Genomic DNA, 24,489 nt, shown 5'->3' on the forward strand with positions numbered 1-24,489 from the left:
CAGGTTTTCCTACTTTTTTTGCCTGCTAGCTGTTCCCAGACGCTTCGTAGGGGGCGCCTTAATGGCTTTCTTAATCAGGCCATTTGTAGCGTTTGAATTTTCATCAGCCTCCGCTCTTGATCGGATAATTGAATCAACTAACCTTCCTCCCGTTCCGACAAGTTTAGAAAGAGCCCTCAACTGTTCTCTGCATGCAATGCTTTTAACTGGGGTAGGGTAGTTCATAGAGTGGTCGACTTCGCCCCAAATCTCTTCGAAAAGTGTGCGGACTTGAATCTCACAACATAAATCAGAGCCAGCACTAGGTCGTACTAGATAATGGATTGAGGTGTAAAAGGTTGGCCTAATTTCAGGCTCAAAGCCAAAGCCCCTAAAAAATTCCACAGATTCTGGATCCCAACTGAATGCCTTCGGATCTTCGCCTAGAACCCAGTCCCCGGTTCTAACTTGACTCATTATCGCATCATGAATTCCTCCGAATTGTGCGGCATGGATATGGAAAACGCGCACACCAGCAAGGTCTGTCACTATATTAAATATATTCAAGTTGTCTACGGTGACGCCATCTTTTTGTTTGCGTTGAAGTTTTAGAAGCAAATTTTCTCGTCCTTTAACCCTCAACTTTACCGAATGAACATCTGCTGATAAGCTGGGATGCGATACAAAGAATTGAAGAACGGTATTGGCAAAAAGTTTTATTCTGTGCTCTTGTTCGTAAAATGCATCCAACGCAGATTTGTGCGCTCTTGAAATCATTTTTTCCCCCCGGCGCGGGCAAGAAGTTCATCAGCAATTTTGTCAAAGACTTGCCCGGCTTTAAGGATCTGCGAGTTATGACCGGGGTTGACCCTGCCTTTTAGGTCTCTAAAAGGAAGCTTGAGCTTCTGTGCATCAGCCGCCAAAGATTGAAAATGCTTGACCTCTCCAAGCTTGTATGGGGGGTCTACGTGAAAATCAGGTCCTAGTGTCGCCAAAACATCTACTACCCTCTGTTTCACCCGCGGTCCAATTTTAGCTTCCCAATGCTCATGCGGCTTAGCGCTCTTGCCCCCGGTTTTAACTTTGTAGGCAGAGGCTACGTATCCCGCGAATTTGGGGCGTCCATGAAGTAGTGTTGACCTGGCGGAGTCTGATGCAAGTGATCTGACCGTATTCCAGTCTGAAATCCAACGGTGTAAGGACTTTCCAACGGCGCCTAATGCTCGGAGAGAAAATAGATCGGATCCTACGGGTGCTAAGAAATAATCTGAGTCAAGAAGTACCGCTCTATTCAATGGCCCGACGTTAGGGCCTACATCAAATATAACAATATCTATGGCATATGTTCGGGCAACTTTGTCGACTAGTTTTGAAAGGGCGCTCATTACATCGTAGCCGCGCGATTTACGCGCGAAGGAGTCGGTCCATGCTGAGGGAAGTTCTTCCTCGTACTGCGAAATTAGAACGTCTCCCACCAAAAGCAATACATTATCGTAAATTTTTAGAATGCTAATATCCGCAACATCGCCGCGGCCAAGAACAATGGGCTTTATCCCGTCCCAGATAGTTGTCGAGCCTTTGTCTGCCTCGCTCTTCCTAAGGTAATCATCAAGTTGGTTTTCCTCAAGGCAGAATGCCGATAAATTGCACTGGGGATCTGCATCGACCATTAGAACTTTTTTGCCCTTTTCAGCAATCGCGGTAGAAAGATTCAAGGCGATGGTAGTCTTTCCAACTCCCCCTTTGTTGTTGAATAACGTTATTTTTGTATAGGACATTTGATTTCTCGTCTGTTTAGGTAATGGTTCATTTTGAACCGGTTGTTTTCGCTTATAAAGTTACTCTGTCCTGCAGGAGCTGGCTACTTTCGAAGAAATTCTCGCTTGTGCATTTACTATTGTTGCAACCGCAAGCTCCCCGCAACGCAGAAATGCGTGTGGCTTAACGTATGTGTTGGCTGACGACGCAGGTGTTGGCTCCAATCGCGCTCAGGTCGGAAGCGCAGCGTTGCCATTCTTCACTTTCAAGATCATCCCCTTGTCAATTCGATTGGCTTTCACGGTGCAAAGGACTCCGCGTATCGAATGAAGCCGTCGATGCAGACGATCTTCACCATGTTGGCGCGTTGGTAGGCCAAATGCTCAGCCATTTCGTGTTGCTTGCTGACACCCGCCTGCTGCGTTTCCCATTTTTGCATTGGACGAGCGTGCCGCGGCTGTCCTTAAGCAGAGCCAGATCGAAGCCACCGCCGGCGACAACACTCTCCAGAGTGGTGTGGGTGTCTAGCAGTCGACGGCGATGGCGTGCGCCGAGAAAGGCGAAGAGCGCAGCTATCCAGCAGACGATCACCACGATCCACGCAAGCGGCGCGAGCGTACCGTGCGAGCGCTGAGCAATGCCTTGTGCTGGTGGGCCGCCGTGCCGGGAGAGCCACCATGTGAGCATATAGCGCACTGCAAGAAAGCCAGCGATGCCGTCTGCTGTCCCAAGCGGCGACGGCAATGCAGCCAGCGTGTCAAAACTGTGCTTCCCCATTTGCATCTCATGCGACCCCCGTCCCAAAGTCGAACATAGCGCCAGAATCAGCAGTTGTCCGCCTGGCGATTGCGCCGTCTACGAAACGAGACATGAGGTGTTTCAGGGGGCAGCGGTCGAGTGGACTGCACCGGTTCGAGGTGACGGTCACGAGGGCCATTGCGCGGCTGAAACTCCCAGTGAATATCTGATTTTTGGATATCAAAAAGAGCGCGCTACGGTGGCTGTGCGGACACCCCGTCCGCCCACGTCGAGGACGGATGCCATGACGACTTCGAAAGCCCGCAGAACCACCGCCGCACTGCGGCACACCGCATCAGCGGCCACGCTACAGACGCAGGAAGAGCCCTTCACCTTCGGCGTCACCCTGCAACAACTCGACCAGTTCCACGCGCTGTTACGCACCATCACCGCGCAGAGCGACATGGTGGCGGTGTGCAGCGGCGCGCCGCTGGACGACAAGAGCGTGTCGATCCTGGGCGAGAACATCTTCACTGCCGCCCGCGCGGTGCGTGGGATCGTGGACGAGATCCACGCGCAGCGGCTGGGCGGCGATGGCCTGGCGCCGGGGTCGCACGGGGAGCCGCGCCATGCGTAAGCCGCCCTCCGGTGCCGCCGCCGCGCCCCGCAAGCGGGCGCAGCGCCCGCGCTGCTGGACCATCGTGGAGCCGACGCTCACGCCGATGCTGACGCCCGAGCAGATCGCCGCCGAACTTGCCGCGGAGGCGGCCCGCGCGCAGCGCCCACCGCGCCGCACGCGCCCGCCGCAGCGCTGCAAGATGGGCTACGGCTATTACCCGGCCAGCAACCAGGTGGTGCCGTCGCTGCGCCTGCGCGGGCGCTGGCTGGAACAGCTGGGCTTCGCCATCGGCAGCACGCTGCGCATCGAGGTGCGCGCCGGCGAACTGGTGGTGCGCGTGGCTGGTGCGGACTGACGCGCCGCGCCGCCGTCGGGTGCAAGGCCGCTGCATGGTGCGCACGATGGGAATGGAGCAAACCGGGCCGCGTGTGTTTCCCGTGCCCCCGCCATTTCCTCTCCCTCTGCGCCCGCGCTCCGGCCGCGGGTCCATGTTAGCGTTCCGCTGCCGAGAGCAGGCTGGCCGAGGGAGCGGGGCATGCGGGTCGATCCGATACGCGAGGGTGGCGATGTGCGCCGCGGCAGGCCTGCCGCCCGCGTGGTGTGGGCGCTGCTGTGGTTGGCGCTGGCTGCCTTCGCGGCCGAGTTCGTCCGTCACGTCTATTTGAAATACGCCGCGCTGGATTCGCCCGCCTATGCCATGTTCCTGAGCCGGCGTGGCTGGCTGTGGTGCCACCTGGGCGGCGGCGCCGTGGGCATCGTGCTCGGCACGTTGCAGTTCGCCACGCAACGCTGGCGCCGGCATGTGTGGGTGCATCGCTGGGTGGGGCGCGCCTACTTCGCCGGGATGCTGGTGGCGATGCTGGGGGCCACGGCGTTGATCGCCACGTCGCCGGCGCCGATGCCGATCCGCGTGGCCTTCGCGGCGACGGAAATCGCGTGGCTGGTGGCGGCGTCCGTGGGCTTGCTGGCCATCCGCCGCGGGCAGGTGAGCTTGCACCGGCGCTGGATGGTGCGGGCGTATCTGGTGACGCTGGCGCCGGTGGTGTTCCGCGTCGCGCTCTATGGTGCAGTGGGTGCCGGAATGGCGCCTTCGCCGAACACAATCGCGCTCTTGTTGTGGGGCAGTTGGGCGGTGCCGCTGTTGGTGTATGCGCTGGGCCGATGGATGGCCGATGCCGCAAAACGGGGCACGCGAACAACCGCGGCCCCGGCGGGGACCGGCGTCGGCATGGACGCCGGCTGAAAAGCACCGCGGTGGTGAACCACCACGGCCGGTACTTCCCGCAGAGAAGCGTAGGCGGGTCTTAGCGCACCTTGTACAGCACCGCAGCGCCCGGCTTCGGTTCGAACATGGGCACCGTCTGCTGCTTGAGCGCGGTGCCCTTGGCGTCCCACACCAGGGTCTCGGCGGGGTACTCCTCGTTGCGGGTCATGGCGCCGATCTGCTTGACGATCACCGTCGAGCCGGCCTTCACTTCGGGGTTCCAGGCGAAGACGCCGAGCCTGCCGTAGAAGACGGCCGGCGCGTCGGCGTCGAGGCGGCGGTCGGGGCACATGACCAGGCCGCGGTCGAGCATCACGCGCAACGCGCCGACGGGCACGGCTCTCACGGTGGGCGCGGTGCGGTCGGTGCTGTGGCCGGGGCAGACGTTGGCCGAGCGCAGCAGCATGTCCTCGACCACTTGCCGATCGGACTGGGCGAAGGCCGGCAGGGCGGCGGCGGACAGGGCGAGCATTGCGACAGTGGACTTCCAGTGCACGTGACACCTCCTATTGAATGAATTGCTCCAAGCGTCGCGGTCGGCCACGCGCAGGTGGGCCGCCACCATGGACGCGCCGGCACTCTAGCAACGGGGGCGATGGGGAATTGCAAAAGGAGCGTGATGGGGCGTGTTGTTCGGCACGCTTTCATTCACGTTGCATGGGCCGAGTGGTGGCGGTGGGGAAAGGCGCTTGCATAGCAGCTGTGGGGAAGCAGGCGGCGCGGCGCCACGCTCGCGCGCGGATGCGCGGCGCGCGCCCGCGTGTCTGCACCGCTGCGGAAGGTGAGCGAACGTTTCGAGACGCCGCATCGAGCATCGGAGGTGGAAGTGCCGGGTCGCTGTGCAACAACGCCGGATGCGGGGACGGCGTTGCCTGCGTACTCACTCCGCGAGTCGCTTCGCGCCTTACCCTCACCCCAACCCCTCTCCCGGGGGGAGAGGGGCTGTTGGCCGAGTGTGCTGGACTTTCAGCCCAACGCCTGCTTCTTCAGAACGCGGCTATTTGTACGGCCCAGGACCGCGCCAGACCAGTTCGCCCTGCTTGTAGACCTGCAGCATGGTGATGACTTCGCGGGCGTCGCCGATGGCCTTCAGTTCCGGGGAATCCGGCGGCAGCGCGCGGCATTTGCCGGAGCCGCGCTTCATCGCGATCTCCAGCGGGCAGGCCATGCGGTACTGGGTGCCGGGCAGCAGGATGAAGAATTCCTTCATGCCCTGGTCCATCCAGGCGCGCAGCAGGGTTTCGCTGCGCAGGTCGTAATAGACCAGGTAGCCGCCCAGTTCCATGCTGGGGCCGGCGTCGCTGGGGTCGCCGCGGCGCCCGCCACGGCCGCCGCCGTCGCGCACCAGCCCGGTTTCGTTGGGGCCCAGGTCCTGGTCGATGGCGCCCGGCGGCCGCCCGGTCCAGGTCTCGCGGCGCTGGGTCGGTTCGGGTTCGCTGGCGGCGGCCTGGGCCTGCTGCTGCGTGGCGGGGTCCGGCTGCGGCGGGGCCGGTTGCTCGGCGGGCGTGGGCGCGGGCGGCGCCGGGGTGTTGGCCGTGGCGGCCGGATCGGGCGGCGGCACCGGGTGGTCGGACTGCGCGACCAGCGTGGACTGCACCGGCGAGGTGGCGCGCCGCTTCTTGGCCGCGACCGGCTTCTGCGCGGGGGTGGGGCTGGGCGGCGTCTTGGCCGGATGCACAGGCTGGCGCGTGGCGCCGATGAAGTCCACCTTGGTCCGGCCGCCGCTGGCGGCGCCTTGCGGCGTGCTCATGGTGGGCGGGTCGGCCAGCAGCAACAGCAGCAGCATCAGCACATGCAGCAGGGCGCTGACGATGGCGGCAATCCACGGCTCCAGGCGTTCGTCCCAGGATCTGGCCCGGGGGTCCGCGCGATGCGACGCGTTGCTCATGCCGCCGCGGCTGCGTCGGGAGTGCGGGCCTTCATGGGGGGTCTGCAGGGTGCGGCCGGTGGGGGCGCCATCGTAACGCGTGCGAGGGCCGGTTCATTTGTCGGGCCACAGCACGCTTAGGGTCTGTTGCTGTTGGCGGGACAGGGGATGCGGCCAGGCCGCGCCTGCACGCGGCCGGCGCGTTCGCCGCGACCGCAAGATCGCAGGGAGGTGATCGGCCGGCTCCGCAGGGCACTCGCGCACGGCTTGGCCGCCCGCAGGCATGAGCCGGGACAAGGCGCAGGCGGGTGGCGCCATCTTCCGCGCCATGTCCAAGGCCGCCGCCCGGATCTGCTGCGAGGCGCGGCTGACGCGGTCGGGACTGCGGAAGGTGGCGGCCTCGCCCTGCCCTGGTCCTGCCGGCTGACGCGAACGCCAAGCTGCCGCTGCGTGCCCGCGCCGTGCCGTGGTCGTCAGCGGTGCTTCGCGGGCGTCTTCGGCCTGGTGAAGAGAAGCCCCGACCCGAAATCGATGACGGCGTCGTTGGCGCGCATGAAATCGCAACCGAGATACCCATCGACGATCTCGGACGCCTCGGACGGCCGCTCGGTGCCGTCGTACGCGTACAGATCGTAGCTCTGCGCTTTGACCGATTGCAGGCGTTGCCCATCCAGCGCGATCGCGAACGGTTCGGCGGTCTCGCGCTCATCGCCGGTGGTCCCGGTCGGCCCGCCGTAGTGGTCCACGACCGGCCCCAGCGCGATGCCGGCCCGCGACGCGAATGCGGTATCGATCGAGATCGACGCCACGGTGGACACCGCAAACCTGGACTTGGCGCCGTTCACCGTCGGGAAGACGTAGTAGCGATCTTCCTTGGCGTCCCAGGTCATCGGGTGGGCGGCGTAGCCTTGCTCGCGCAGGCGGCGGTGTTCGGCCGCCACGTCCTGGTCGCTTTCCGGAAGCACCAGCCGATCGTGGCGGTAGTCGACCAGGGCCTTGGAGGCGTTGAGCCACTCGATTCCGATCATCCCGTCGACAGGGGGCGTCTGCGGGATCTCGAACACCAGGATGCCCAGGTCCTTGTCGATGCGGCCGCCGACCACGAATCGCGTCGCGACCGCCTTGGCCCTGCCAAGCTCGCTCACTTTGCCCGGCTCGGTAATGCCGTAGGCGCCGAGCGGCACGAGATCGCCGATGCCCGCTTTCTTCGCATTCGCATGCGTGGTCATGGCGGAGAAACTGGCGTTGGCATGGACCATGAAAAGGAGCTTGGTGCCGTTCAGTTCGACCGGGACGTAGGGCCGCGTGCCCGAGGTCTGGCGATAGGTGAACGACGCATAGTGCGTCTTCGCCTCGCTGGCAGGAACGGCGCCGGCAAGCAGCAGGCACGCGAGCAGCGCCGAGCGCGATCTGGACGCGTGGCCCGCGCCGGCGCGTTCGCGGATCAGGGTGGGGCGGGCGGCGATGGGCATGGTGGTCACTGGATTGGGGTGGGCGGCGGTGGTCGCCGTGGGGCGGATTGCGCCGCACGGCGACATCGCCGATGCGAAAGCATGGTTGAACGTGGCAGGCCAGTAAAGAAGAGCCCGCACCTATCGCCTGGATCGACTGCAGTTGTGCGCCACTGCGATCGTGCGGGGCGGCCGCCGGGCCTGGGCCGGGACACGTCGCCGCCGCCCAGTGCTATCGTCCGCGCCATGTCCAAGGCCACCGCCACCCTCCGCTTCGAGGCGACGTTGCTGCGGCCGGCGACGCCGCCGGATGCGGCCTGGACGTTCCTGGTGCTGCCCGCCGAGGCCAGCGCCAGGCTGCCGACGCGCAGCATGGTCAGCGTGGAGGGCGCGTTCGCCGGGCAGCCGTTCCAGGCCACGCTGCAGCCGGACGGGCAGGGCGGCCATTGGCTGAAGGTCGAAGACGCGCTGCGTGCGGCGGCCGGGGTCGCCGCGGGCGAGACGGTGGCGCTGGCGATCGCACCGGTGGCGGTGGAGCCGGAGCCGGTGCTGCCGCCCGACCTGGACGCCGCGCTGGCCGCGCATCCGGCCGCGCGTGCGACCTGGGACGCCATCACCGCGCTGGCGCGACGCGACTGGATCTTCTGGATCGTCTCGGGCAAGAAGGCCGACACGCGCGCCAAGCGCATCGCCAGCGCCTGCGACATGCTCGCCGCGGGCAAGCGCCGCGCCTGTTGCTTCGACCGTTCGGGCATGTACAGCAAGTCGCTCGGCGCGCCGAAGGCGGCGCCATGACGCACAGCCGCACGTCGCGACGCTAGCGCGGGGCACCGGCCGCCGCTGCCGCGACATCGTCCTCGCAAACCGCCACCTATACTCCGGCGGTGTCCATCTGCTGAAGGGTCTCATCGCATGAGCGCACCCGCATCCCCGACCACCGCCGCTTCCGGCGCCGCACCCGGCAGCCTGCGCCGCTCGGTGTCCAATACGCTCAAGGGCTCGGCCGGCAACCTGGTCGAGTGGTACGACGTCTACGTCTACTCGGTGTTCGCCACCTACTTCGAGTCGCAGTTCTTCTCCAAGGAGGACAAGAACGCCACGATGTTCGTGTGGGCGATCTTCGCCATGACCTTCCTGATGCGGCCGATCGGCGCGTGGTACTTCGGCCGCTTCGCCGACCGCTACGGCCGCCGCCTGGCGCTGACCATCTCGGTGTCGCTGATGGCGCTGTGTTCGTTCGTCATCGCGATCACGCCGACGGTGGCCACGATCGGCATCGCCGCGCCGATCGTGCTGTTGCTGGCGCGGCTGTTGCAGGGCTTCGCCACCGGCGGCGAGTACGGCACCAGCGCCACCTACATGTCCGAGGCGGCGATCCCGGGCCGGCGCGGCTTCCTGTCCTCGTTCCACTACGTGACCCTGGTCGGCGGCCACGTGCTGGCGCAGGCGACGCTGCTGCTGATGCTGCATTTCTTCGATGCCTCGCAGGTGTCGGCATGGGGCTGGCGGGTGGCGTTCGGCCTCGGCGGCATCGGCGCGCTGGTGGTGTTCTGGCTGCGCCGCACGATGGACGAGTCGCTGGGCTCGGACTCCATCGCCGAGGCCAAGAAGGGCGGGGCGCGCTCGGCCGGTTCGCTGCACGAGCTGTTCGTGCACCAGTGGCGGCCGCTGCTGCTGTGCTTCCTGGTCACCGCGGGCGGCACCATCGCCTTCTACACCTATTCGGTCACCGGGCCGAAGATGATCCAGACCGCGTTCGCCGGCGACGACGTGATGGCCGGCACCATCATCAACCTGGTCGCGCTGACCGTGCTGATGCTGATGCAGCCGGTCGGCGGCTGGCTGTCGGACATCATCGGGCGCAAGACCCTGCTGGTGTTCTTCGGCATCGGCGGCGTGCTCTACACCTGGTTCCTGGTGCTGGAGCTGCCCAAGCAGAGCGATTGGCTGACCGCGTTCGCGATCCTGACCGCCGGTTTCGTGATCCTGACCGGCTACACCTCGATCAACGCAGTGGTGAAGGCGGAGCTGTTCCCGACCCACATCCGCGCGCTGGGCGTGGGCCTGGGCTACGCGCTGGCCAACTCGGCCTTCGGCGGCACCGCGCCGCTGCTGTACCAGGCCTCGCTGAAGACCGGCCACGTGACCACCTTCGTCTGGTACGCCACGGCGGTGATCGCGGTGTCGCTGGTGGTGTACATGTTCTTCCTGAGCAACAAGGGCGCGAACTGGCTCGACGACGAGCGTGCGATGCGCGAGCGCAAGGCCGCGAAGGCGGCGGCCGGGCGCGGCTGAGGCCGCGGCGCCTTGCCCGGGCGTGGCCTGGCCATGCCCGCGCAAGGCGCACTGCAATCCCCGCCGGCAGGGCCGCGCCCCGGGTTCTGCGGCGCGCGTGCGACTCGGGTACCATGCAGCCCCCCTCACGGGCGTTTTCGCTCATGGCCGACTCCAAGAAGACCCCCGAATCCCCTGTGACCCAGGACCAGGCCGAAGCCGCCGTGCGCACCCTGCTGCGCTGGGCCGGCGAGGACCCGGACCGCGAAGGCCTGCTGGACACCCCGCGGCGCGTGGCCGAGGCCTATGGCGACTGGTTCAGCGGCTACCAGGCCGACCCGCGCGAGTACCTGCTGCGCACCTTCGAGGAAGTGGCCGGCTACGACGAGCTGATCGTGCTGCGCGACATCGAATACGAAAGCCATTGCGAGCACCACATGGCGCCGATCATCGGCAAGGTGCACGTCGGCTACCTGCCGCGCGGCAAGGTGGTGGGCATCAGCAAGCTGGCGCGTGTGGTCGAGGCCTATGCGCGGCGCTTCCAGGTGCAGGAGAAGATGACCGCGCAGATCGCGCAGTGCATCCAGGACGTGCTGCAGCCGCTGGGCGTGGGTGTGGTGGTGGAAGGCGCGCACGAGTGCATGACCACCCGCGGCATCCACAAGCGCGGCGTGAGCATGGTCACCTCGAAGATGCTCGGCACCTTCCGCGAGGACGCGCGCACCCGCGCCGAGTTCCTGCGCTTCATCGACGGCGGCGTGCGCTGAGCGTGCGGATGGGGCGGTCGTCGGTTCCTGCATGAAGCACCGTGTCCGGATCGCCGGCTATCGCCAGTTGCGCGAACAGCCGTTGTGGAAGCTGCTCGCCGCCGACCATGCGCCGGAACTGATCGGCCTGCTGCAGACCCTGCTGGGCGATGCGCAGCGGCGGCTGCCGTCGTCGGTGCTGCACGAGCGTTTGCAGCGCCAGCTGGATGCGCTGAAGGACGACGAGCTGTCGCGCGAGTTGCCGCGCACCGCGCAGGCCTACCTGGCGCACTGGCTGGCGCAGGGCTGGCTGGAACGGCGCCTGCCCGAAGGCGATGCCGAGGAAGAGTACGAGCTGTCGCGCCAGGCCGCGCAGGCGATCCGCTTCATCGCCGGGGTGCAGGGCAGCGCCAGCGTCGCCACCGAGAGCCGGCTGTCGCTGGTGATCGAACAGCTGGTGCAGCTGGCCGGGCAGACCGAGACCGATCCGGATGCGCGGCTGGCCGCGCTGCGCGCCGAACGCGCGCGCCTGGACGCGGAGATCGAGCGCGTGGCCGCCGGCAAGCTGGCCGCGCTGGACGGCAAGCGCGCGCTGGAGCGCACCCGCGACATCATCCGCCTGTCCGACGACCTGGCCGAGGATTTCCGCCGCGTTCGCGACGATTTCGAACAGCTCAACCGCGATTTCCGCGAGCGCATCATCGACGACGAGGGTGCGCGCGGCGACGTGCTGGAGAAGCTGTTCGCCGGCATCGACGTGATCGGCGAGAGCGACGCCGGGCGCAGCTTCCAGGCGTTCTGGAGCCTGCTCAACGACGCCGAACAGAGCGTGCAGCTGGACGCGGCGCTGGACACGCTGCTGGCGCGCGGGTTCGCGCGCCGGCTCGACCGCCAGGAACGCGCGTTCCTGCGCGGGCTCACCGGCACCCTGCTCGAGCGCGGCGGCCAGGTGCACGAGGTGATGCAGCATTTCGCGCGCAGCCTGCGCGGGTTCGTGCAGAGCCGCGGCTACCTGGAGCAGCGCCGGCTCAACCAGTTGCTGAAGCAGGCGCAGGGCGAGGCGCTGCAGCTGCGCGACCGGCTGCATGCCACCGCCGCCACCGGCTACACCCTGCCGCTGAGCAGCGCGCGGCTGCGCTCGCTGTCGCAGTGGCGGCTGCACGACCCGCGCAGCCAGCAGGTCGATGGCCGGGTGCAGGCGGCGGAGGCGGCGACGATCTCGCTGGACAGCGTCGGCGACCTGGTCGCGCAGTCGGAGATCGACCTGCGCGGCCTGCGCGAGGACCTGCACGCGCTGCTCGGCCAGCAGCCGCAGCTGACCATCGGCGAGGCCTTGCGCCAGCGTCCGGCGCAGCAGGGGCTGGGCAGCGTGATCGGCTACCTGGCGCTGGGCACCCGCCACGGCGTGGTGGTCGCCGACGCATGGGAGGCGGTGCAATGGGAAGGCAACGATGGCCAGCTGCGGCGCGCCCGCATCCCGCTGGTGTGGTTCACCAAGGAAAAACGCAATGAACTGGTCTGACGACGTGCCCGGTGGCGACGCCGACGGCTTGGACACCGCGGCGGCCGCCGCGCCCCAGGCCGACGGCCGCAGCGAACTGTTCGCCGGCGACACCGGCAGCCTGCCGCTGGAGGCGCGCCGCGCGCTGTGCCAACTGCTGGCCGGGCCGAGCATCGACGCCTACCGCCACGGCCCGCTGTGGCCGGCGCTGCTGCGCCACGAGGCCGCGGTGCGCCGCGTGCTGTGCGAGCTGTTCTTGGAACTGGTGCTGGACCGCGACGGCGGCGTGGCCTTCGCCCGCCAGGCCGAGACCGGCGAGCTGGACACGCCGGCGCTGCTGCGCACCGCGCCGCTGACCTTCATCGAGTCGGTGCTGCTGCTGTTCCTGCGCCAGCAATTGGCCGAAGCCGATACCCGCGGCGAACGCGCGGTGGTGGACGAGGCGCAACTGCTGGAAGTGCTGTCGGTGTACGAGAAGCACGTGTCCACCGACCGCGCCGGTTTCGCGCGGCGGGTGCTGGCGGCGATCGCGAAGATGCGCGACAACCACCTGCTGTCCAGGCTGCGCGGCAGCGAGGACCGCTACGAGGTGTCGCCGGCGTTGAAGCTGCTGTTCTCCGCCGAGGACGTGCAGGCGCTGGCCGCCGCCTACCGCGGCCTGCGCGAGGGCGCGGCGGTGGATGCGCCGCGGTGACGGTAGGAGCGGCTTCAGCCGCGACCCACCGCCGGCCCGCCCCAGCCCACCGCCAGGCGCCCTGGCGATCTTGATTTCCCGATGAGCACACGATGACGTCCCTGTCCGATCCGTCCCTGTCCGCGCCCGTCCCCGCGCCGTCGCTGTTCGCCGATACGCTGGCCGAGCAGCGCGCGCAGCAATACCGCATGCGCCGCCTGCAGGTGTACAACTGGGGCACCTTCAACGGCCTGACCGACGTGCCGATCGCCGACAAGGGCTTCCTGTTCGTCGGCCGTTCCGGTTCGGGCAAGTCGACCCTGCTCGATGCGATGTCGGCGCTGCTGACCCCGCCGAGCATCGTCGACTTCAACGCCGCCGCGCGCGAGGCCGAGCGCAGCGGCCGCGACCGCAGCCTGGTGTCGTACGTGCGCGGCGCCTGGGCCGACCAGCAGGACAGCGCCTCCGGCGAGATCGCCACCCAGTACCTGCGCAAGGGCGCGACCTGGTCGGCGCTGGCGCTGGAATACCGCAACGCGCACGGCCAGGCGGTGAGCCTGGTGCGCCTGTTCTGGATCGCCGGCAGCGGCACCGCCGCGGCCGACGTGCGCAAGCACTACATGGTGGTGCCGCGCGGTTTCGACGTGGCCGCCGAACTGGACGGCTTCGACCTGGACCTGCGCCGGCTCAAGCAGCGCCTGGGCGAGGACGTGCACCATTTCGACAGCTTCGCCGGCTATGCCGAGCGCTTCCGCCACCTGCTCGGCATCGGCAACGAGATGGCGCTGCGGCTGCTGCACAAGACCCAGTCGGCGAAGAACCTGGGCGATCTCAATGCCTTCCTGCGCAGCTTCATGCTCGACGAGCCGCGCACCTTCGAGGCCGCCGACCGCCTGGTCGGCGATTTCGCCGAACTCGACGGCGCCCATCATGCGGTGGTGACCGCGCGGCGCCAGGTGGAGACGCTGGCCCCGGCGCGGCAGCACTACGCCGAACTGATGGCCCTGCGCCGCAGCGTCGGCGAGTTGCGCGAACTGCAGCTGGGCATCGACGGCTACCGCGAGCAGCGCCGGCTGGCGCTGCTGGACGCGCGCCTGCAGGAACTGGACACGCAGGACCGCGGCCTGGCCGGCGAGGAAGGGCAGCGCCGCGAGGCGCTGGACAACCACGAGCAGAAGCTGGCCGAACGCGAGACCGAGCAGCGCGCGCAGGGCGGCGAGCGGGTCGAGGCGCTGGAGCGCGAACGCGGCCGGGTCGAACGCGAACGCGACGAACGCATGCGCCGGCGCAGCCAGGTCGAGCAGGCCTGCCGCCAGCTGGGCATGGGCCTGGCCGGCAGCGCCGCCGGCTTCGCCGAGCAGGTGGCGCAGGCGCGCGCGCTGCGCGACGGCGGGGCCGGCGAGGCCAGCGCGCTGGACGAGGCGATCGCCGAGCGCATGGCCGAGCGCCGCGAGGACGAGCGCCGCTTCGCCGCGATCCGCACCGAGATCGACGCGCTGCACAAGGCGCCGTCCAGCATCCCCGCGCCGATGCAGGCGCTGCGCGCGCGGCTGTGCGCCGACACCGGCCTGGCCGAGGCGGCGCTGCCGTTCGTCGGCGAGCTGATGCAGGTGGACGAGGCGCAGGCCGCCTGGCGCGGCGCGATCGAGCGCGTGCTGCACGGCTTCGCGCAGTCGCTGCTGGTCGACGAGCGCCACCACGCCACGGTCGCCGAGTGGGTCAACCAGACCCAGCTCGGCACCCGCCTGGTCTATTACCGGGTGCGCCACAACGAGGCCCTGCACAGCCGCGAGCCGGACGCGCGCTCGCTGCTGCGCAAGCTGCAGCTGCGCGACCATCCCTACGCGACCTGGCTGCGCCACGAACTGGGCCGGCGCTTCGACTACGCCTGCGTCGACAGCGCCGCGCAGCTGCGCAACGCCGAGCGCGCGATCACCCGCGAAGGCCAGCTCAAGCATCCCGGCGACCGCTACGAGAAGGACGACCGCCACGCCGTCGGCGACCGCAAGCGCTGGCTGCTCGGCTACGACAACCGCGACAAGCTCAAGGTGTATGAGCGCGAGGGCCAGGCCCTGGCGCAGCGCATCGCCGCCTGCGATGCCGACGTCGCCGCGTTGCGCAAGCAGCGCGAGCTCGACCAGGGCCGCCAGCTGGCTGCGCACACCCTGGCCGAGCGCGACTGGGACGAGATCGACGTGGCGCCCAAGCTGCAGCGCCTGAGCGACATCGCCGAGCAACTGCTGCAGCTGCGCGAAGGCGACACCGCGCTGCGCGCGCTGGGCGAGCAGATCGCCGTGGCGCGGGCGCTGCGCGACCAGGCGCGGCGCACCTACGAGGACGTGCGCCTGGAGCGCGCGCAGCTGGGCCGCGAGCGCAGCCGGCTGCAGGCGCAGCGCGAGACCTGCGCCGCGCGCGTGGCCACCGCGGTGATCAGCCCGGCGCAGGCGCAGGGGCTGGATGCGCGCCTGGCCGCGCTGCCGCCGCTGAACCTGGACAACCTGGAGGCGCACCTGCGCAGCGTCGAGCGCGGCCTCGGCGAGCAGCTGGCGCAGAGCCAGGGCCAGGACGCGCGGCTCGGCCAGCAACTGCTCGACTGCTTCCGCCGCTATTGCCAGCAATGGCCGGAGGACAGCGGCGACTTCACCGTCAGCCTGGCCAGCGCCGACGATTTCCTGGCCCGCCTGCAGCGGCTGGAGAGCGACGGCCTGCCGCGCCACGAGGGCCGCTTCTTCGACCTGCTGCAGACCCAGAGCAAGAACAACCTGCTGGCCCTGCAACGGCATACCGCCGAGGCGCACAAGGCGATCAAGCAGCGCATGGACGAGGTCAACGCCAGCCTCGAGCAGGTGCCGTTCAACCGCGGCACCCTGCTGACCATCGAGGTCAGCGACCGCCGGCTGCTCGAGGTGCAGGAATTCCAGCAGCAGCTGCGCGAGGTGCTGGGCCACCAGCAGACCGAGGACCGCGCGCTGGCCGAGGCCCAGTTCGCCACCTTGCGCACGCTGGTGCAGCGGCTCGGCGCGCAGGACGCGGAACTGCGGCGCTGGCGCGAGCAGGTGCTGGACGTGCGCCAGCACGTGGAGTTCGTCGGCGTGGAGCTGGATGCGCATAGCCGCGCGCAGGTGGAGATCTACCGCAGCGGCGCCGGCAAGTCCGGCGGCCAGCGGCAGAAGCTGGCCACCACCTGCCTGGCCGCGGCGCTGCGCTACCAGCTCGGCGGCGAGGACGGCGAACTGCCGCGCTACGCGGCGGTGGTGCTGGACGAGGCGTTCGACAAGGCCGACAACGAGTTCACCGCGCTGGCGATGAACATCTTCGAGAACTTCGGCTTCCAGATGGTGGTGGCCACGCCGCTGAAGTCGGTGATGACGCTGGAGCCGTTCATCGGCGGCGCCTGTTTCGTCGAGATCAGCGGCCGCCACACCTCCGGCGTGCTGCTGATCGAGTACGACGAGCAGGCGCACCGGCTGAAGCTGCCGGAACGCACGCGCGGCGATGAGCCGGCGCCGCAGGATGCGGCGCCGGCACGCGCAGCGAACGCGGAGACAGCGACGCGTGCGCCGATGGATGCGGATGTCGCTGCGGATGCGGATGCGGGAAGCACCGCCTCCGTGCCCGCGGCGACCGGCATCGTCGATGCCGTGCAGGCCACCCGTAGCCACACGCGCCCGGCGGCGAAGCGCGGCACTCCAGCTGCTGCCGCGGCGACCGGCGCCAAGTCCGCGAAACCGGCACGTCCCGCCAAGCCTGCGCCTGCCGGCACGCCGGCCAAGAACGGGAAGGCGGCAAGCTCAGCCAGGCCGGCACCGGCGCGAACAGCGGCCAAGTCCGCAACGTCCCCCTCGGCAGCCAAGCCTTCTGCAGTCAAGCCTGCCGCCGCCAAGCGCCCGGCCGCGGGGCGCGCGGCGGCCAGCTCCAAGGCCGAGCCGCCGGCCTCGCCCAAGGCGCGCAGCCGCCGCTGAGTGCAGGGGCGGGCGCGCCCCGGCCGGTGTCGCTCGCGAACGGCGCGGTCGACGCGCCTGCGCCCGCCCGCGCCGACACCGGTCGCGGCAATGGCGAGCCGCCGGCGACGGCCGCATCGGCACCGGCTACGCTCGGCGCGCGCAGCGGCCGTGCCGCCTCAGCGCAGCAGATCCCAGCCCATCTTGCCGATCAGCACCACCACCAGCACCAGGAACAGCTGCCGGATCAAGGGCGTGCCACCGCGCAGCGCCAGCCGCGTGCCGGCCACCGCGCCGGCGATGTTGGCCGCGGCCATCGGGATCGCCACCGCCAGCAGCACCTGCCCGCTGGGCACGAAGAAGCACAGCGCGGCCAGGTTGGTGGCCAGGTTGACCACCTTGGAGGCGGCCGAGGCGCGCAGGAAGTCCAGGCCGAAGAAGCGGATGAACAGGAAGATCAGGAAGCTGCCGGTGCCGGGGCCGAAGAAGCCGTCGTAGAAGCCGATCGCCGCGCCCATCGCCAGCGCGATGGCCAGTTCGCGGCGGCCGATGTGGCGCGGCCGGTGCAGCGCGCCGAAATCCTTCTTGACCAGCGTATAGGCCAGCATCGCGATCAGCAGCGCCAGGATCAGCGGCCGCACCGCCTGCTTCGGCAGCAGGCTGACCGCGGTGGCGCCGAGGAAGGAGAACGCGAACGCCGCCGCGGTGGCGTACAGCACCGGCCGCCACGGGAAGCGCACGTTGCGCGCATAGCGCCAGGCCGATGCGCCGGTGCCGGCCATCGCGCTGAACTTGTTGGTGCCCAGCAGCACCGCCGGCGCCTGCTGCGGCAGGGTCGCGAACAGCCCCGGCAACTGGATCAGGCCGCCGCCGCCCACCGCCGCATCCACCAGCCCGGCGACGAAGGCGATGCACAGAAGCCAGGGCAGCTCGGTCGGGATCAGCTCCAGCAAGGCGGCGCTCCGTGCGATGGGGGCGCAAGCATAGCCGGGGCCGGCGCGCAGGGCAGCGCCGGCGTGCGCCGTGCCGCCGCAGCCGGCACAATCGGCGCATGTCTCCGCCCGCCCCGCGCCTCGCCGATCCCTGTCCCTGCGGCCGCCCGCGCGACTACGCGCAGTGCTGCGGGCTCTACCACGCCGGCGCCGCCGCGCCCGACGCGGAAACGCTGATGCGCTCGCGCTACAGCGCCTACGTGCGCCGCGATGCCGACTACCTGCGCGCCAGCTGGCACCCGTCCACGCGCCCGGCCGAACTTGACGTGGATGCGCGCACCACCTGGCTCGGCCTGACCGTGCAGCGGGTGATCGCCAGTGGCGCCGACCGCGCCGAAGTCGCATTCCTGGCGCGCTACCGCATCGGCGGCGGCAGCGCGGTGCGCATGACCGAGCACAGCCGCTTCGTGCGCGAGGACGGCCGCTGGTACTACCTGGATGCGCTGGACTGAACCGATGTTCAGGCGCGGGGTCAGGTTTGCGCGGCGCTGGCCGATGATCCGTGCAGTTCCCCCGCGATTGCCGCCGTCGTGATGTGTTTCGTGCTGACCGCGCTCCTGCCCCGGTTGCGCCGCTGGCGCGGCGGCGGCCGGGCGTTGCTGTGCTGCTGCCTGCTGCTGGCCTGCGCCGCCGCCGCCGCGGCACCCGCCGCGGCGCCGGTGCTGGAGGGTGCCTGGCGCCCGGTCGCCGCCGCCGACCGCGGCGTGGCGCCGTCGCGCGCCGATCCCGCGCTGCGCCGCTTCGATCCGGCGCGGCTGGCCGCGCTGCACGGCGGCGATGCCGGCGTCTGGGTCCTGCTGTGGCCGGCGCAGGGGCAGTGGCCGCCGGGGGCATGGGTGCTGGACGTCCCCAGCCCGGCGCTGCAGCGGATCACCCTGCTGGCGCCGGTCGCCGGCGCCGCGCCGCAGCAGCGCTGGCTGATGCGCGACGACCCGCAGGCGTTGCCCGGCAACGGCCGCCTGGGTTTCCGCATCGACGCGCTGCCGGCGGCCGGGCAACCGCTGCGGCTGTGGGTGGACCAGCGCGGGGTCATGGCCGCTTCGCTGCGCTTCCAGCTGCGCAGCGAGTCCGACTACCTGCGCCAGGACGGCCGCTGGCTGGTGGTCGCCAGCCTGAGCTTCGCGATCATGCTGAGCATGGCGGCGATGGCGCTGGTGTTCGCCTGGCGCCTGCGCGAGGCGACGTTCCTGTACTACGCGATCTACGTGCTCGGCTACGGCCTGGTGATGGCACTGGAGACCGGCTACGTGGTGCACCCGCTGGGCCTGGAGGCGATCGGCCAGGCCGCGCGCTTCTGGGGCCGCCTGGGCGTCACCATCTCGATCGTGGCCGCGGTGCTGTTCCTGGAGCGCTTCGCCGACCTGGCGCAGTACCTGCCGCGCGCGCGGCGCTGGCTGCGCGGCTATGCGCTGCTGGTCACCCTGATCGCGCTGCCGGCGCTGCTGCCGGTGCCGTGGCTGGACGCGCTCGGCCGGACCCTGGTCAACCCGCTGCTGATCCTCGGCGGGCCGTTGCTGATCGGCATCGCGGTGGCGGCGGCATGGCGCGGCTCGCGCTATGCCGGGCTGTTCCTGCTCGGCTGGACGCCGCTGCTGCTGGTCACCGTGTGCAGCAGCTTGCAGGGCTTCGGCGTGGCGACGGACTGGACCTGGAGCGAGGAAGCCGCGCTGGCCGCAGGCGCCTTCGAAGCGCTGGTGCTGTCGCTGGGACTGGCCGAACGCAGCACCTCGCTGCGCCGCGACCGCGACCAGGCGCGGCAGCTGGCCGACCTGGATCCGCTGACCGGCCTGCTCAACCGCCGCGCCTGGCACGAGCGCCTGAGCCCGCTGAAGCAGGCCGCGCGGCGGCGGCGCCAACCGCTGGCGCTGATGTTCCTGGACGTGGACCACTTCAAGCGGCTCAACGACCGCTACGGCCACCGCGCCGGCGACGACGGCCTGCGCATGCTGGCGCAGGCGTTGCGCGATGAGCTGCGCAACGACGACCTGCTGGGCCGCTACGGCGGCGAGGAGTTCGTGATCGCGCTGCCCGGCACCGATGCGGCGCAGGCCACCCCGATCGCCGAGCGCATCCGCGAACGCTTCCGCGCGCAGGCCGCGCTGGCCTATCCGGAGCTGCAGCCGACGGTGAGCATCGGCGTGGTCCAGCTGCGCCCCGGCGACGATGCCAGCGGCCTGGTGCAACGCGCCGACGAGGCGCTGTACGCGGCCAAGAGCGGCGGCCGCAACCGGGTGGTCGCGGTGCATTGAGATGAGCGCCATGCGGCAGCGGATCGGCGCAGGTAGCCACCGCGATTCCCACAACAGCTCAGTAAGCCTGCAAGACCGCCACCGCGCGGCCACCACCCCACCACGTGAGCGGCCCGTTGCCCCCGGTTGTTTATGATGTCCGGCCTGCTGTCGGCGAGGACTTTCGATGATGCGTTTCGCCTGGGCCCTGCTGCTGGCCGCGCCCTGTGCCGCCGCGCAGACCCTGCCCGCGGCGCCGCCGGCGCCGGACCCCGCGTTCGTCGGCTGCCTGTCCACGCTGCGCGATGCCGCGGCCAAGAGCGGCGTGGCCGCCACCGCGTTCGACCGCTTCACCGCCGGACTGCAGCCGGACCCGAGCGTGCTGCCGCTGCTCGACGCGCAGCCCGAATTCACCACGCCGATCTGGGACTACCTGGCCGGGCTGGTGGACACCCAGCGCGTCGCCGACGGCCGCGCGATGCTGCTTACCCATCGCGACCTGCTCGCGAAGGTGGCGCAGCAGTACGGCGTGGACGCGCAGACCGTGGTCGCGGTGTGGGGCGTGGAGAGCGACTACGGCCGCGTCTCCGGCAAGCGCCCACTGCTGGTGTCGCTGCTGACCCTGGCGTGCAACGGCCGCCGCCAGCCGTTCTTCCGCGGCGAACTGTTCGCGCTGCTGAAGCTGCTGCAGGCCGGCGACCTGCAGCCCGACGGCCTGACCGGCTCCTGGGCCGGCGCGTTCGGGCACACCCAGTTCATGCCCAGCACCTATGCCCGGGTCGCCGTGGACGGCGATGGCGACGGCCGCCGCGACCTGGTCGCCAGCATCCCCGACGCGCTGGCCTCCACCGCCAACTACCTGAAGCTGGCCGGCTGGCAGAGCGGGCAGCCGTGGGGCATGGAGGTGAAGCTGCCGGCCGGTTTCGATCCGGCCCTGGCCGGGCGCACCCAGCGCCGGCCGCTGTCCGACTGGCGCGCGCGCGGCCTCACTGCCATCGACGGCAGCGCGCTCGACCTGCCCGCGCTGGCGCCGCAGACCCCGGCCGCGGTGCTGATCCCGGCCGGCACGCAAGGCCCGGCGTTCCTGGTGTTCCGCAACTACGACGCGATCTACGCCTACAACGCCGCCGAAAGCTATGCGCTGGCGATCGCGCTGCTGTCCGACCAGCTGCGCGGCAAGCCCGGCCTGGCCCGCGCCTGGCCCACCGACGATCCGGGCCTGGGCCGGCCGGAACGACGCGAACTGCAGACCCTGCTGCTGGCGCGCGGCCACGACATCGGCCAGGCCGACGGCATGATCGGCAGCGCCAGCCGCCGCGCGATCCAGGCCGAGCAGCAGCGCCTGGGCCTGCAGCCGGCCGACGGCCGCGCCGGGCAGCGCATCCTCGACGCCTTGCGCCGCGAGACGCCCGGCGCGCCTGCCACCGCACCCGCGACGCCGACCACGCCCGTTCCGGCGCCCACGCCGGCCTCGCCGTTCGGCGGCAAGCCCGCCACCGCCTTCCGCGTGCCGGCGCGCTACCCGGCCTTCGTCCAATCCCCCGCGCCACGGAGCATCACCCCCATGTCCGAGATCCCCGGCCTGAGCACAGGCGACTTCCACGGCTATCCCTCGCTGCTGGTGGAGACCCCGCACTCCACCGCCGCGATCAGCCTGTTCGGCGGCCAGCTGCTGTCGTTCGTGCCCAAGGGCGGCACCGAGGTGATGTGGCTGTCGCCGAGCGCGCAGCCCACGCCCACCCCGATCCGCGGCGGCACCCCGGTGTGCTGGCCGTACTTCGGCCGCCAGGACCAGAGCGGCGACGTGCCGGCGCACGGTTTCGTGCGCACCGTGCCGTGGCAACTGCGCGACGCGCGGCGCGAGGCCGACGGCAGCGTCGTGCTGACCCTCGCCCCGCCGGACTTCGACGACCTGCCGCTGCGCCTGCACATGCAGCTGCGCATCGGCGCCACGCTGGAGCAGCGCCTGATCACCGACAACGTCGGCCCGGCGCCGGCGCGCTTCACCCAGGCGCTGCACAACTACTTCCACGTCGCCGACGCCACCCAGGTGCGGGTGCAGGGCCTGGACGGCCTCGACTACCTGGACAAGTTCGAAGGCTATGCCACCGCGCACCGCCAGCACGGCGACTGGAGCCTGCAGGACCCGCGCGATCCGGGCCGCAGCGACCGCATCTACACCGGCGCCGGCGGCCGCTACACGCTGCTCGACCCGGGCCTGCAGCGCCGCATCGAGATCGCCACCGCCGGCAGCCGCACCCTGGTGGCCTGGAATCCGGGCGAAGCCGGCGCGCAGAAGATGCCCGACGTCGGCGCCCACTGGCGCCAGTTCGTGTGCCTGGAAGCGGCCAACGCCGGCCCCGAGGTGATCGAACTGGCCCCGGGCGCGCAGCACGTGCTGCAGCAGACCATCGCGGTCGCGCCGCTGTGACGGCGCGCGCTGCGGACAATTACTGACTGCGGTCGTCTCAGGCCATCTGCCGCAACCGCGTCATCGACCGGCCCCAGAAGGAATCGACGGGCTCCAGGCCGACGCGTCGCCTGTGGGAGGGACTTCAGTCCCGACGCGCTCTACCGACAATGCTTCGGGACCCACCTACGCTGCCGCGCTCGCACCCTTCGCAAAGATGCTCCTGGGGGCGGCGCGTCCAGGTAGGGGCTTCGGCGGCTCAAGGCCATCGGCTCCAGGCGCTGTATCGACCAGGCATCATGCTGCCTCGCCCCCCTGTGGGCGGGACTTCAGTCCCGACGCGATCTACTGACAAGACGCCGGGACCGAATCTTCCCGCAGCAATTGCCTTCTTCGCGCGCATGCTCATGCGGGCGCGCAATCACAACGGTGGACACCGTCCGGATCACCGGGACCTTGGACCATCAGCGCCGATTCAAGACTTCGACGCCCGACCATCGCTCGTCCGTTTCCCGGTCGCCACCGCCGCCATTCGCGCCGCCACAAGTCCAGCCCCGCCCCGCAACCCCACGCCCGCCGATTACACTGCCGCGTCCGTCGGGAGACCTGCCGTGCATTCCTCGCCCCCTGCCGCGCGCACGCGCCGCGCCGCCCTGGTGTTCATCTTCATCACCCTGCTGATCGACGTGCTGGCCTTCGGCGTCATCATCCCTGTGCTGCCCGGTCTGGTGCGCGGCTTCACCGGCGGCGATTTCGCCGCGGCGGCCAAGTGGGTCGGCTGGTTCGGCTTCCTGTTCGCCGCGCTGCAGTTCGTCAGCTCGCCGCTGCAGGGCGCGCTGTCCGACCGCTACGGCCGGCGCCCGGTGATCCTGGCCTCGTGCCTGGGCCTGGGCGTGGACTTCGTGGTGATGGCGCTGGCGCAGAGCCTGCCGCTGCTGCTGCTGGCGCGGGTGGTGTCGGGCGTGTTCTCGGCCAGCTTCACCACCGCCAACGCCTACATCGCCGACATCACCACGCCGGACAAGCGCGCCCAGGCCTACGGCATGATCGGCGCCGCGTTCGGGCTCGGCTTCGTGATCGGGCCGCTGCTCGGCGGCTGGCTGGGCAGCTACCACCTGCGCGCGCCGTTCTGGTTCGCCGCGGCGCTGGCCTTGCTCAACTTCCTGTACGGGCTGTGGGTGCTGCCCGAATCGCTGGCACCGGAGCGGCGCACGCCGCGCCTGGACTGGAAGCACGCCAATCCGTTCGGCGCGCTGCGGCTGCTGCGCAGCTACCCGCAGGTGTTCGCGCTGGCCGCGGTGATCTTCCTGGCCAACCTGGCGCACTACGTGTACCCGAGCATCTTCGTGCTGTTCGCCGAGTACCAGTACCAATGGGGGCCGAAGCAGGTCAGCTGGGTGCTGGCCCTGGTCGGCGTGTGCAGCATCGTGGTCAATGCGCTGCTGGTGACGCGGGTGGTGCGCCGGCTCGGCGAGCGTGGGGCGCTGCTGTTCGGGCTGGGCTGCGGCGTGGCCGGCTTCGCCATCTACAGCGTCGCCGGCAGCGGCGCGATGTTCCTGCTCGGGGTGCCGGTCAGCGCGCTGTGGGCGGTGGCCGCGCCGTCCGCGCAGGCGATCGTCACCCGCCACGTCGGCGCCGATGCGCAAGGCCGCGTGCAGGGCGCGCTGATGAGCCTGGTCAGCCTGGCCGGCATCATCGGGCCGCTGCTGTATGCGTGGGTGTTCGCGCTGTTCATCGGCAGGCACGCGCCGGCGCATCTGCCCGGTGCGCCGTGGCTGCTGGCCGCGCTGCTGCTGGCCGCCGGGTGGGTGCTGGCCTGGCGCCGCGCGCGCCTGCCGGACAGTGCGACCGCCGCCGCTTGACGCCTGTCCCGATCGCGATCGTCGATCGCGCCGCGGCACGCACCAGCCTGCACCGCCGGCATGGCGCCGCGGCCGGCGGATGAATTGCTCAGTTTGAAGGGCGCGGACCTGCGCACCGCCGTCGCCGCGGCGGCTGGCGCCACACATCCGGGATGCTAGGCTGTGCGGCCTATCCGCCGTCGCGGC

20 protein-coding genes are annotated in these 24,489 nt (G+C 69.5%); 13 read left to right on the plus strand and 7 right to left on the minus strand.

Annotation, left to right across the window (positions count from 1 at the left end):
• Positions 1–9: 9 nt before the first annotated feature.
• From AB3X10_RS00765 to AB3X10_RS00775, 3 genes are all read right to left on the minus strand, one after another.
• A complete protein-coding gene (locus AB3X10_RS00765; RefSeq protein WP_369978215.1) occupies positions 10–729 on the minus strand; it encodes a RelA/SpoT domain-containing protein in 720 nt (239 codons plus the stop codon).
• A gap of 23 nt (positions 730–752) precedes the next feature.
• A complete protein-coding gene (locus tag AB3X10_RS00770; protein WP_369978217.1) occupies positions 753–1,757 on the minus strand; it encodes a ParA family protein in 1,005 nt (334 codons plus the stop codon).
• A 331-nt stretch (positions 1,758–2,088) separates the two neighbouring features.
• A complete protein-coding gene (locus tag AB3X10_RS00775; RefSeq protein ID WP_369978219.1) occupies positions 2,089–2,514 on the minus strand; it encodes a hypothetical protein in 426 nt (141 codons plus the stop codon).
• A gap of 265 nt (positions 2,515–2,779) precedes the next feature.
• On the opposite strand from AB3X10_RS00775, the gene AB3X10_RS00780 reads away from it, so the two are divergent.
• From AB3X10_RS00780 to AB3X10_RS00790, 3 genes are all read left to right on the plus strand, one after another.
• A complete protein-coding gene (locus AB3X10_RS00780) occupies positions 2,780–3,112 on the plus strand; it encodes a hypothetical protein (RefSeq protein ID WP_369978221.1) in 333 nt (110 codons plus the stop codon).
• Entirely contained in the window at positions 3,105–3,449 is a 345-nt protein-coding gene (locus AB3X10_RS00785) for a SymE family type I addiction module toxin (RefSeq protein WP_369978223.1), read from the plus strand. The genes AB3X10_RS00780 and AB3X10_RS00785 overlap by 8 nt, the downstream gene beginning before the upstream one ends.
• Before the next feature lie 180 nt (positions 3,450–3,629).
• Positions 3,630–4,337 carry a DUF2306 domain-containing protein gene (locus AB3X10_RS00790; protein WP_369978225.1) on the plus strand — a complete coding sequence of 236 codons (708 nt, stop codon included), beginning with the start codon at positions 3,630–3,632 and terminating at the stop codon, positions 4,335–4,337.
• Positions 4,338–4,398: 61 nt separating this feature from the next.
• Here the strand turns inward: AB3X10_RS00790 and AB3X10_RS00795 are convergent, their stop codons facing one another.
• The 3 genes from AB3X10_RS00795 to AB3X10_RS00805 form a co-directional block, all read right to left on the minus strand.
• Positions 4,399–4,830 carry a hypothetical protein gene (locus AB3X10_RS00795; protein WP_369981989.1) on the minus strand — a complete coding sequence of 144 codons (432 nt, stop codon included), beginning with the start codon at positions 4,828–4,830 and terminating at the stop codon, positions 4,399–4,401.
• Positions 4,831–5,355: 525 nt separating this feature from the next.
• Positions 5,356–6,246 (minus strand): type II toxin-antitoxin system RelE/ParE family toxin, encoded by an 891-nt coding sequence (locus AB3X10_RS00800; RefSeq protein ID WP_369978226.1) that lies wholly within the window; start codon positions 6,244–6,246, stop codon positions 5,356–5,358.
• A gap of 452 nt (positions 6,247–6,698) precedes the next feature.
• Positions 6,699–7,697, minus strand: coding sequence for a hypothetical protein (locus tag AB3X10_RS00805; protein WP_369978228.1), 999 nt, complete (start codon positions 7,695–7,697; stop codon positions 6,699–6,701).
• Between the two features lie 225 nt (positions 7,698–7,922).
• Here AB3X10_RS00805 and AB3X10_RS00810 point away from each other — a divergent pair, with 225 nt between their 5' ends.
• From AB3X10_RS00810 to AB3X10_RS00835, 6 genes are all read left to right on the plus strand, one after another.
• Positions 7,923–8,471: a YdeI/OmpD-associated family protein gene (locus AB3X10_RS00810; protein ID WP_369978230.1), complete on the plus strand. Its 549-nt coding sequence runs from the start codon at positions 7,923–7,925 to the stop codon at positions 8,469–8,471.
• 117 nt (positions 8,472–8,588) lie between these two features.
• Positions 8,589–9,971, plus strand: a complete 1,383-nt coding sequence (locus AB3X10_RS00815; protein WP_369978232.1) for an MFS transporter — start codon at positions 8,589–8,591, stop codon at positions 9,969–9,971.
• Between the two features lie 143 nt (positions 9,972–10,114).
• Positions 10,115–10,717, plus strand: coding sequence for a GTP cyclohydrolase I FolE (folE, locus tag AB3X10_RS00820; protein WP_369978234.1), 603 nt, complete (start codon positions 10,115–10,117; stop codon positions 10,715–10,717).
• 31 nt (positions 10,718–10,748) lie between these two features.
• Positions 10,749–12,218, plus strand: a complete 1,470-nt coding sequence (locus tag AB3X10_RS00825; RefSeq protein ID WP_369978236.1) for a DUF3375 domain-containing protein — start codon at positions 10,749–10,751, stop codon at positions 12,216–12,218.
• Positions 12,205–12,891, plus strand: a complete 687-nt coding sequence (locus AB3X10_RS00830) for a DUF4194 domain-containing protein (RefSeq protein WP_369978238.1) — start codon at positions 12,205–12,207, stop codon at positions 12,889–12,891. The genes AB3X10_RS00825 and AB3X10_RS00830 overlap by 14 nt, the downstream gene beginning before the upstream one ends.
• Positions 12,892–12,983: 92 nt before the next feature.
• A complete protein-coding gene (locus AB3X10_RS00835; RefSeq protein ID WP_420018512.1) occupies positions 12,984–16,832 on the plus strand; it encodes an ATP-binding protein in 3,849 nt (1,282 codons plus the stop codon).
• Positions 16,833–16,990: 158 nt separating this feature from the next.
• Here AB3X10_RS00835 and AB3X10_RS00840 read toward each other — a convergent pair whose 3' ends face one another.
• A complete protein-coding gene (locus tag AB3X10_RS00840; RefSeq protein WP_369981991.1) occupies positions 16,991–17,764 on the minus strand; it encodes a sulfite exporter TauE/SafE family protein in 774 nt (257 codons plus the stop codon).
• Positions 17,765–17,862: 98 nt separating this feature from the next.
• Between AB3X10_RS00840 and AB3X10_RS00845 the strand changes: the two genes are divergently transcribed.
• The 4 genes from AB3X10_RS00845 (at position 17,863) to AB3X10_RS00860 (ending at position 24,303) form a co-directional block, all read left to right on the plus strand.
• Positions 17,863–18,255, plus strand: coding sequence for a YchJ family metal-binding protein (locus AB3X10_RS00845; protein WP_369978240.1), 393 nt, complete (start codon positions 17,863–17,865; stop codon positions 18,253–18,255).
• Between the two features lie 90 nt (positions 18,256–18,345).
• Positions 18,346–20,052, plus strand: coding sequence for a sensor domain-containing diguanylate cyclase (locus AB3X10_RS00850; protein WP_369978242.1), 1,707 nt, complete (start codon positions 18,346–18,348; stop codon positions 20,050–20,052).
• Between the two features lie 169 nt (positions 20,053–20,221).
• On the plus strand, positions 20,222–22,462 hold the full coding sequence (locus AB3X10_RS00855) for a lytic murein transglycosylase (protein WP_369981993.1): 2,241 nt from the start codon (positions 20,222–20,224) through the stop codon (positions 22,460–22,462).
• A 590-nt stretch (positions 22,463–23,052) separates the two neighbouring features.
• Entirely contained in the window at positions 23,053–24,303 is a 1,251-nt protein-coding gene (locus AB3X10_RS00860; RefSeq protein ID WP_369978244.1) for a TCR/Tet family MFS transporter, read from the plus strand.
• Positions 24,304–24,489: the final 186 nt, after the last annotated feature.

This window comes from Xanthomonas sp. DAR 80977 (assembly GCF_041240605.1).
Lineage (GTDB): Bacteria > Pseudomonadota > Gammaproteobacteria > Xanthomonadales > Xanthomonadaceae > Xanthomonas_A > Xanthomonas_A bundabergensis.

Excerpts from the sequence above, each read along its gene's own strand:
- AB3X10_RS00785 (WP_369978223.1), top strand. The coding sequence starts at position 3,105 with ATGCGTAAGCCGCCCTCCGGTGCCGCCGCCGCGCCCCGCAAGCGGGCG.
- AB3X10_RS00775 (WP_369978219.1), bottom strand. The coding sequence starts at position 2,514 with ATGGGGAAGCACAGTTTTGACACGCTGGCTGCATTGCCGTCGCCGCTT.
- AB3X10_RS00830 (WP_369978238.1), top strand. The coding sequence starts at position 12,205 with ATGAACTGGTCTGACGACGTGCCCGGTGGCGACGCCGACGGCTTGGAC.
- AB3X10_RS00780 (WP_369978221.1), top strand. The coding sequence starts at position 2,780 with ATGACGACTTCGAAAGCCCGCAGAACCACCGCCGCACTGCGGCACACC.
- AB3X10_RS00800 (WP_369978226.1), bottom strand. The coding sequence starts at position 6,246 with ATGAGCAACGCGTCGCATCGCGCGGACCCCCGGGCCAGATCCTGGGAC.
- AB3X10_RS00810 (WP_369978230.1), top strand. The coding sequence starts at position 7,923 with ATGTCCAAGGCCACCGCCACCCTCCGCTTCGAGGCGACGTTGCTGCGG.
- AB3X10_RS00770 (WP_369978217.1), bottom strand. The coding sequence starts at position 1,757 with ATGTCCTATACAAAAATAACGTTATTCAACAACAAAGGGGGAGTTGGA.
- AB3X10_RS00815 (WP_369978232.1), top strand. The coding sequence starts at position 8,589 with ATGAGCGCACCCGCATCCCCGACCACCGCCGCTTCCGGCGCCGCACCC.
- AB3X10_RS00825 (WP_369978236.1), top strand. The coding sequence starts at position 10,749 with ATGAAGCACCGTGTCCGGATCGCCGGCTATCGCCAGTTGCGCGAACAG.
- AB3X10_RS00805 (WP_369978228.1), bottom strand. The coding sequence starts at position 7,697 with ATGCCCATCGCCGCCCGCCCCACCCTGATCCGCGAACGCGCCGGCGCG.
- folE (WP_369978234.1), top strand. The coding sequence starts at position 10,115 with ATGGCCGACTCCAAGAAGACCCCCGAATCCCCTGTGACCCAGGACCAG.
- AB3X10_RS00790 (WP_369978225.1), top strand. The coding sequence starts at position 3,630 with ATGCGGGTCGATCCGATACGCGAGGGTGGCGATGTGCGCCGCGGCAGG.
- AB3X10_RS00795 (WP_369981989.1), bottom strand. The coding sequence starts at position 4,830 with ATGCTCGCCCTGTCCGCCGCCGCCCTGCCGGCCTTCGCCCAGTCCGAT.
- AB3X10_RS00835 (WP_420018512.1), top strand. The coding sequence starts at position 12,984 with ATGACGTCCCTGTCCGATCCGTCCCTGTCCGCGCCCGTCCCCGCGCCG.
- AB3X10_RS00845 (WP_369978240.1), top strand. The coding sequence starts at position 17,863 with ATGTCTCCGCCCGCCCCGCGCCTCGCCGATCCCTGTCCCTGCGGCCGC.
- AB3X10_RS00855 (WP_369981993.1), top strand. The coding sequence starts at position 20,222 with ATGCGTTTCGCCTGGGCCCTGCTGCTGGCCGCGCCCTGTGCCGCCGCG.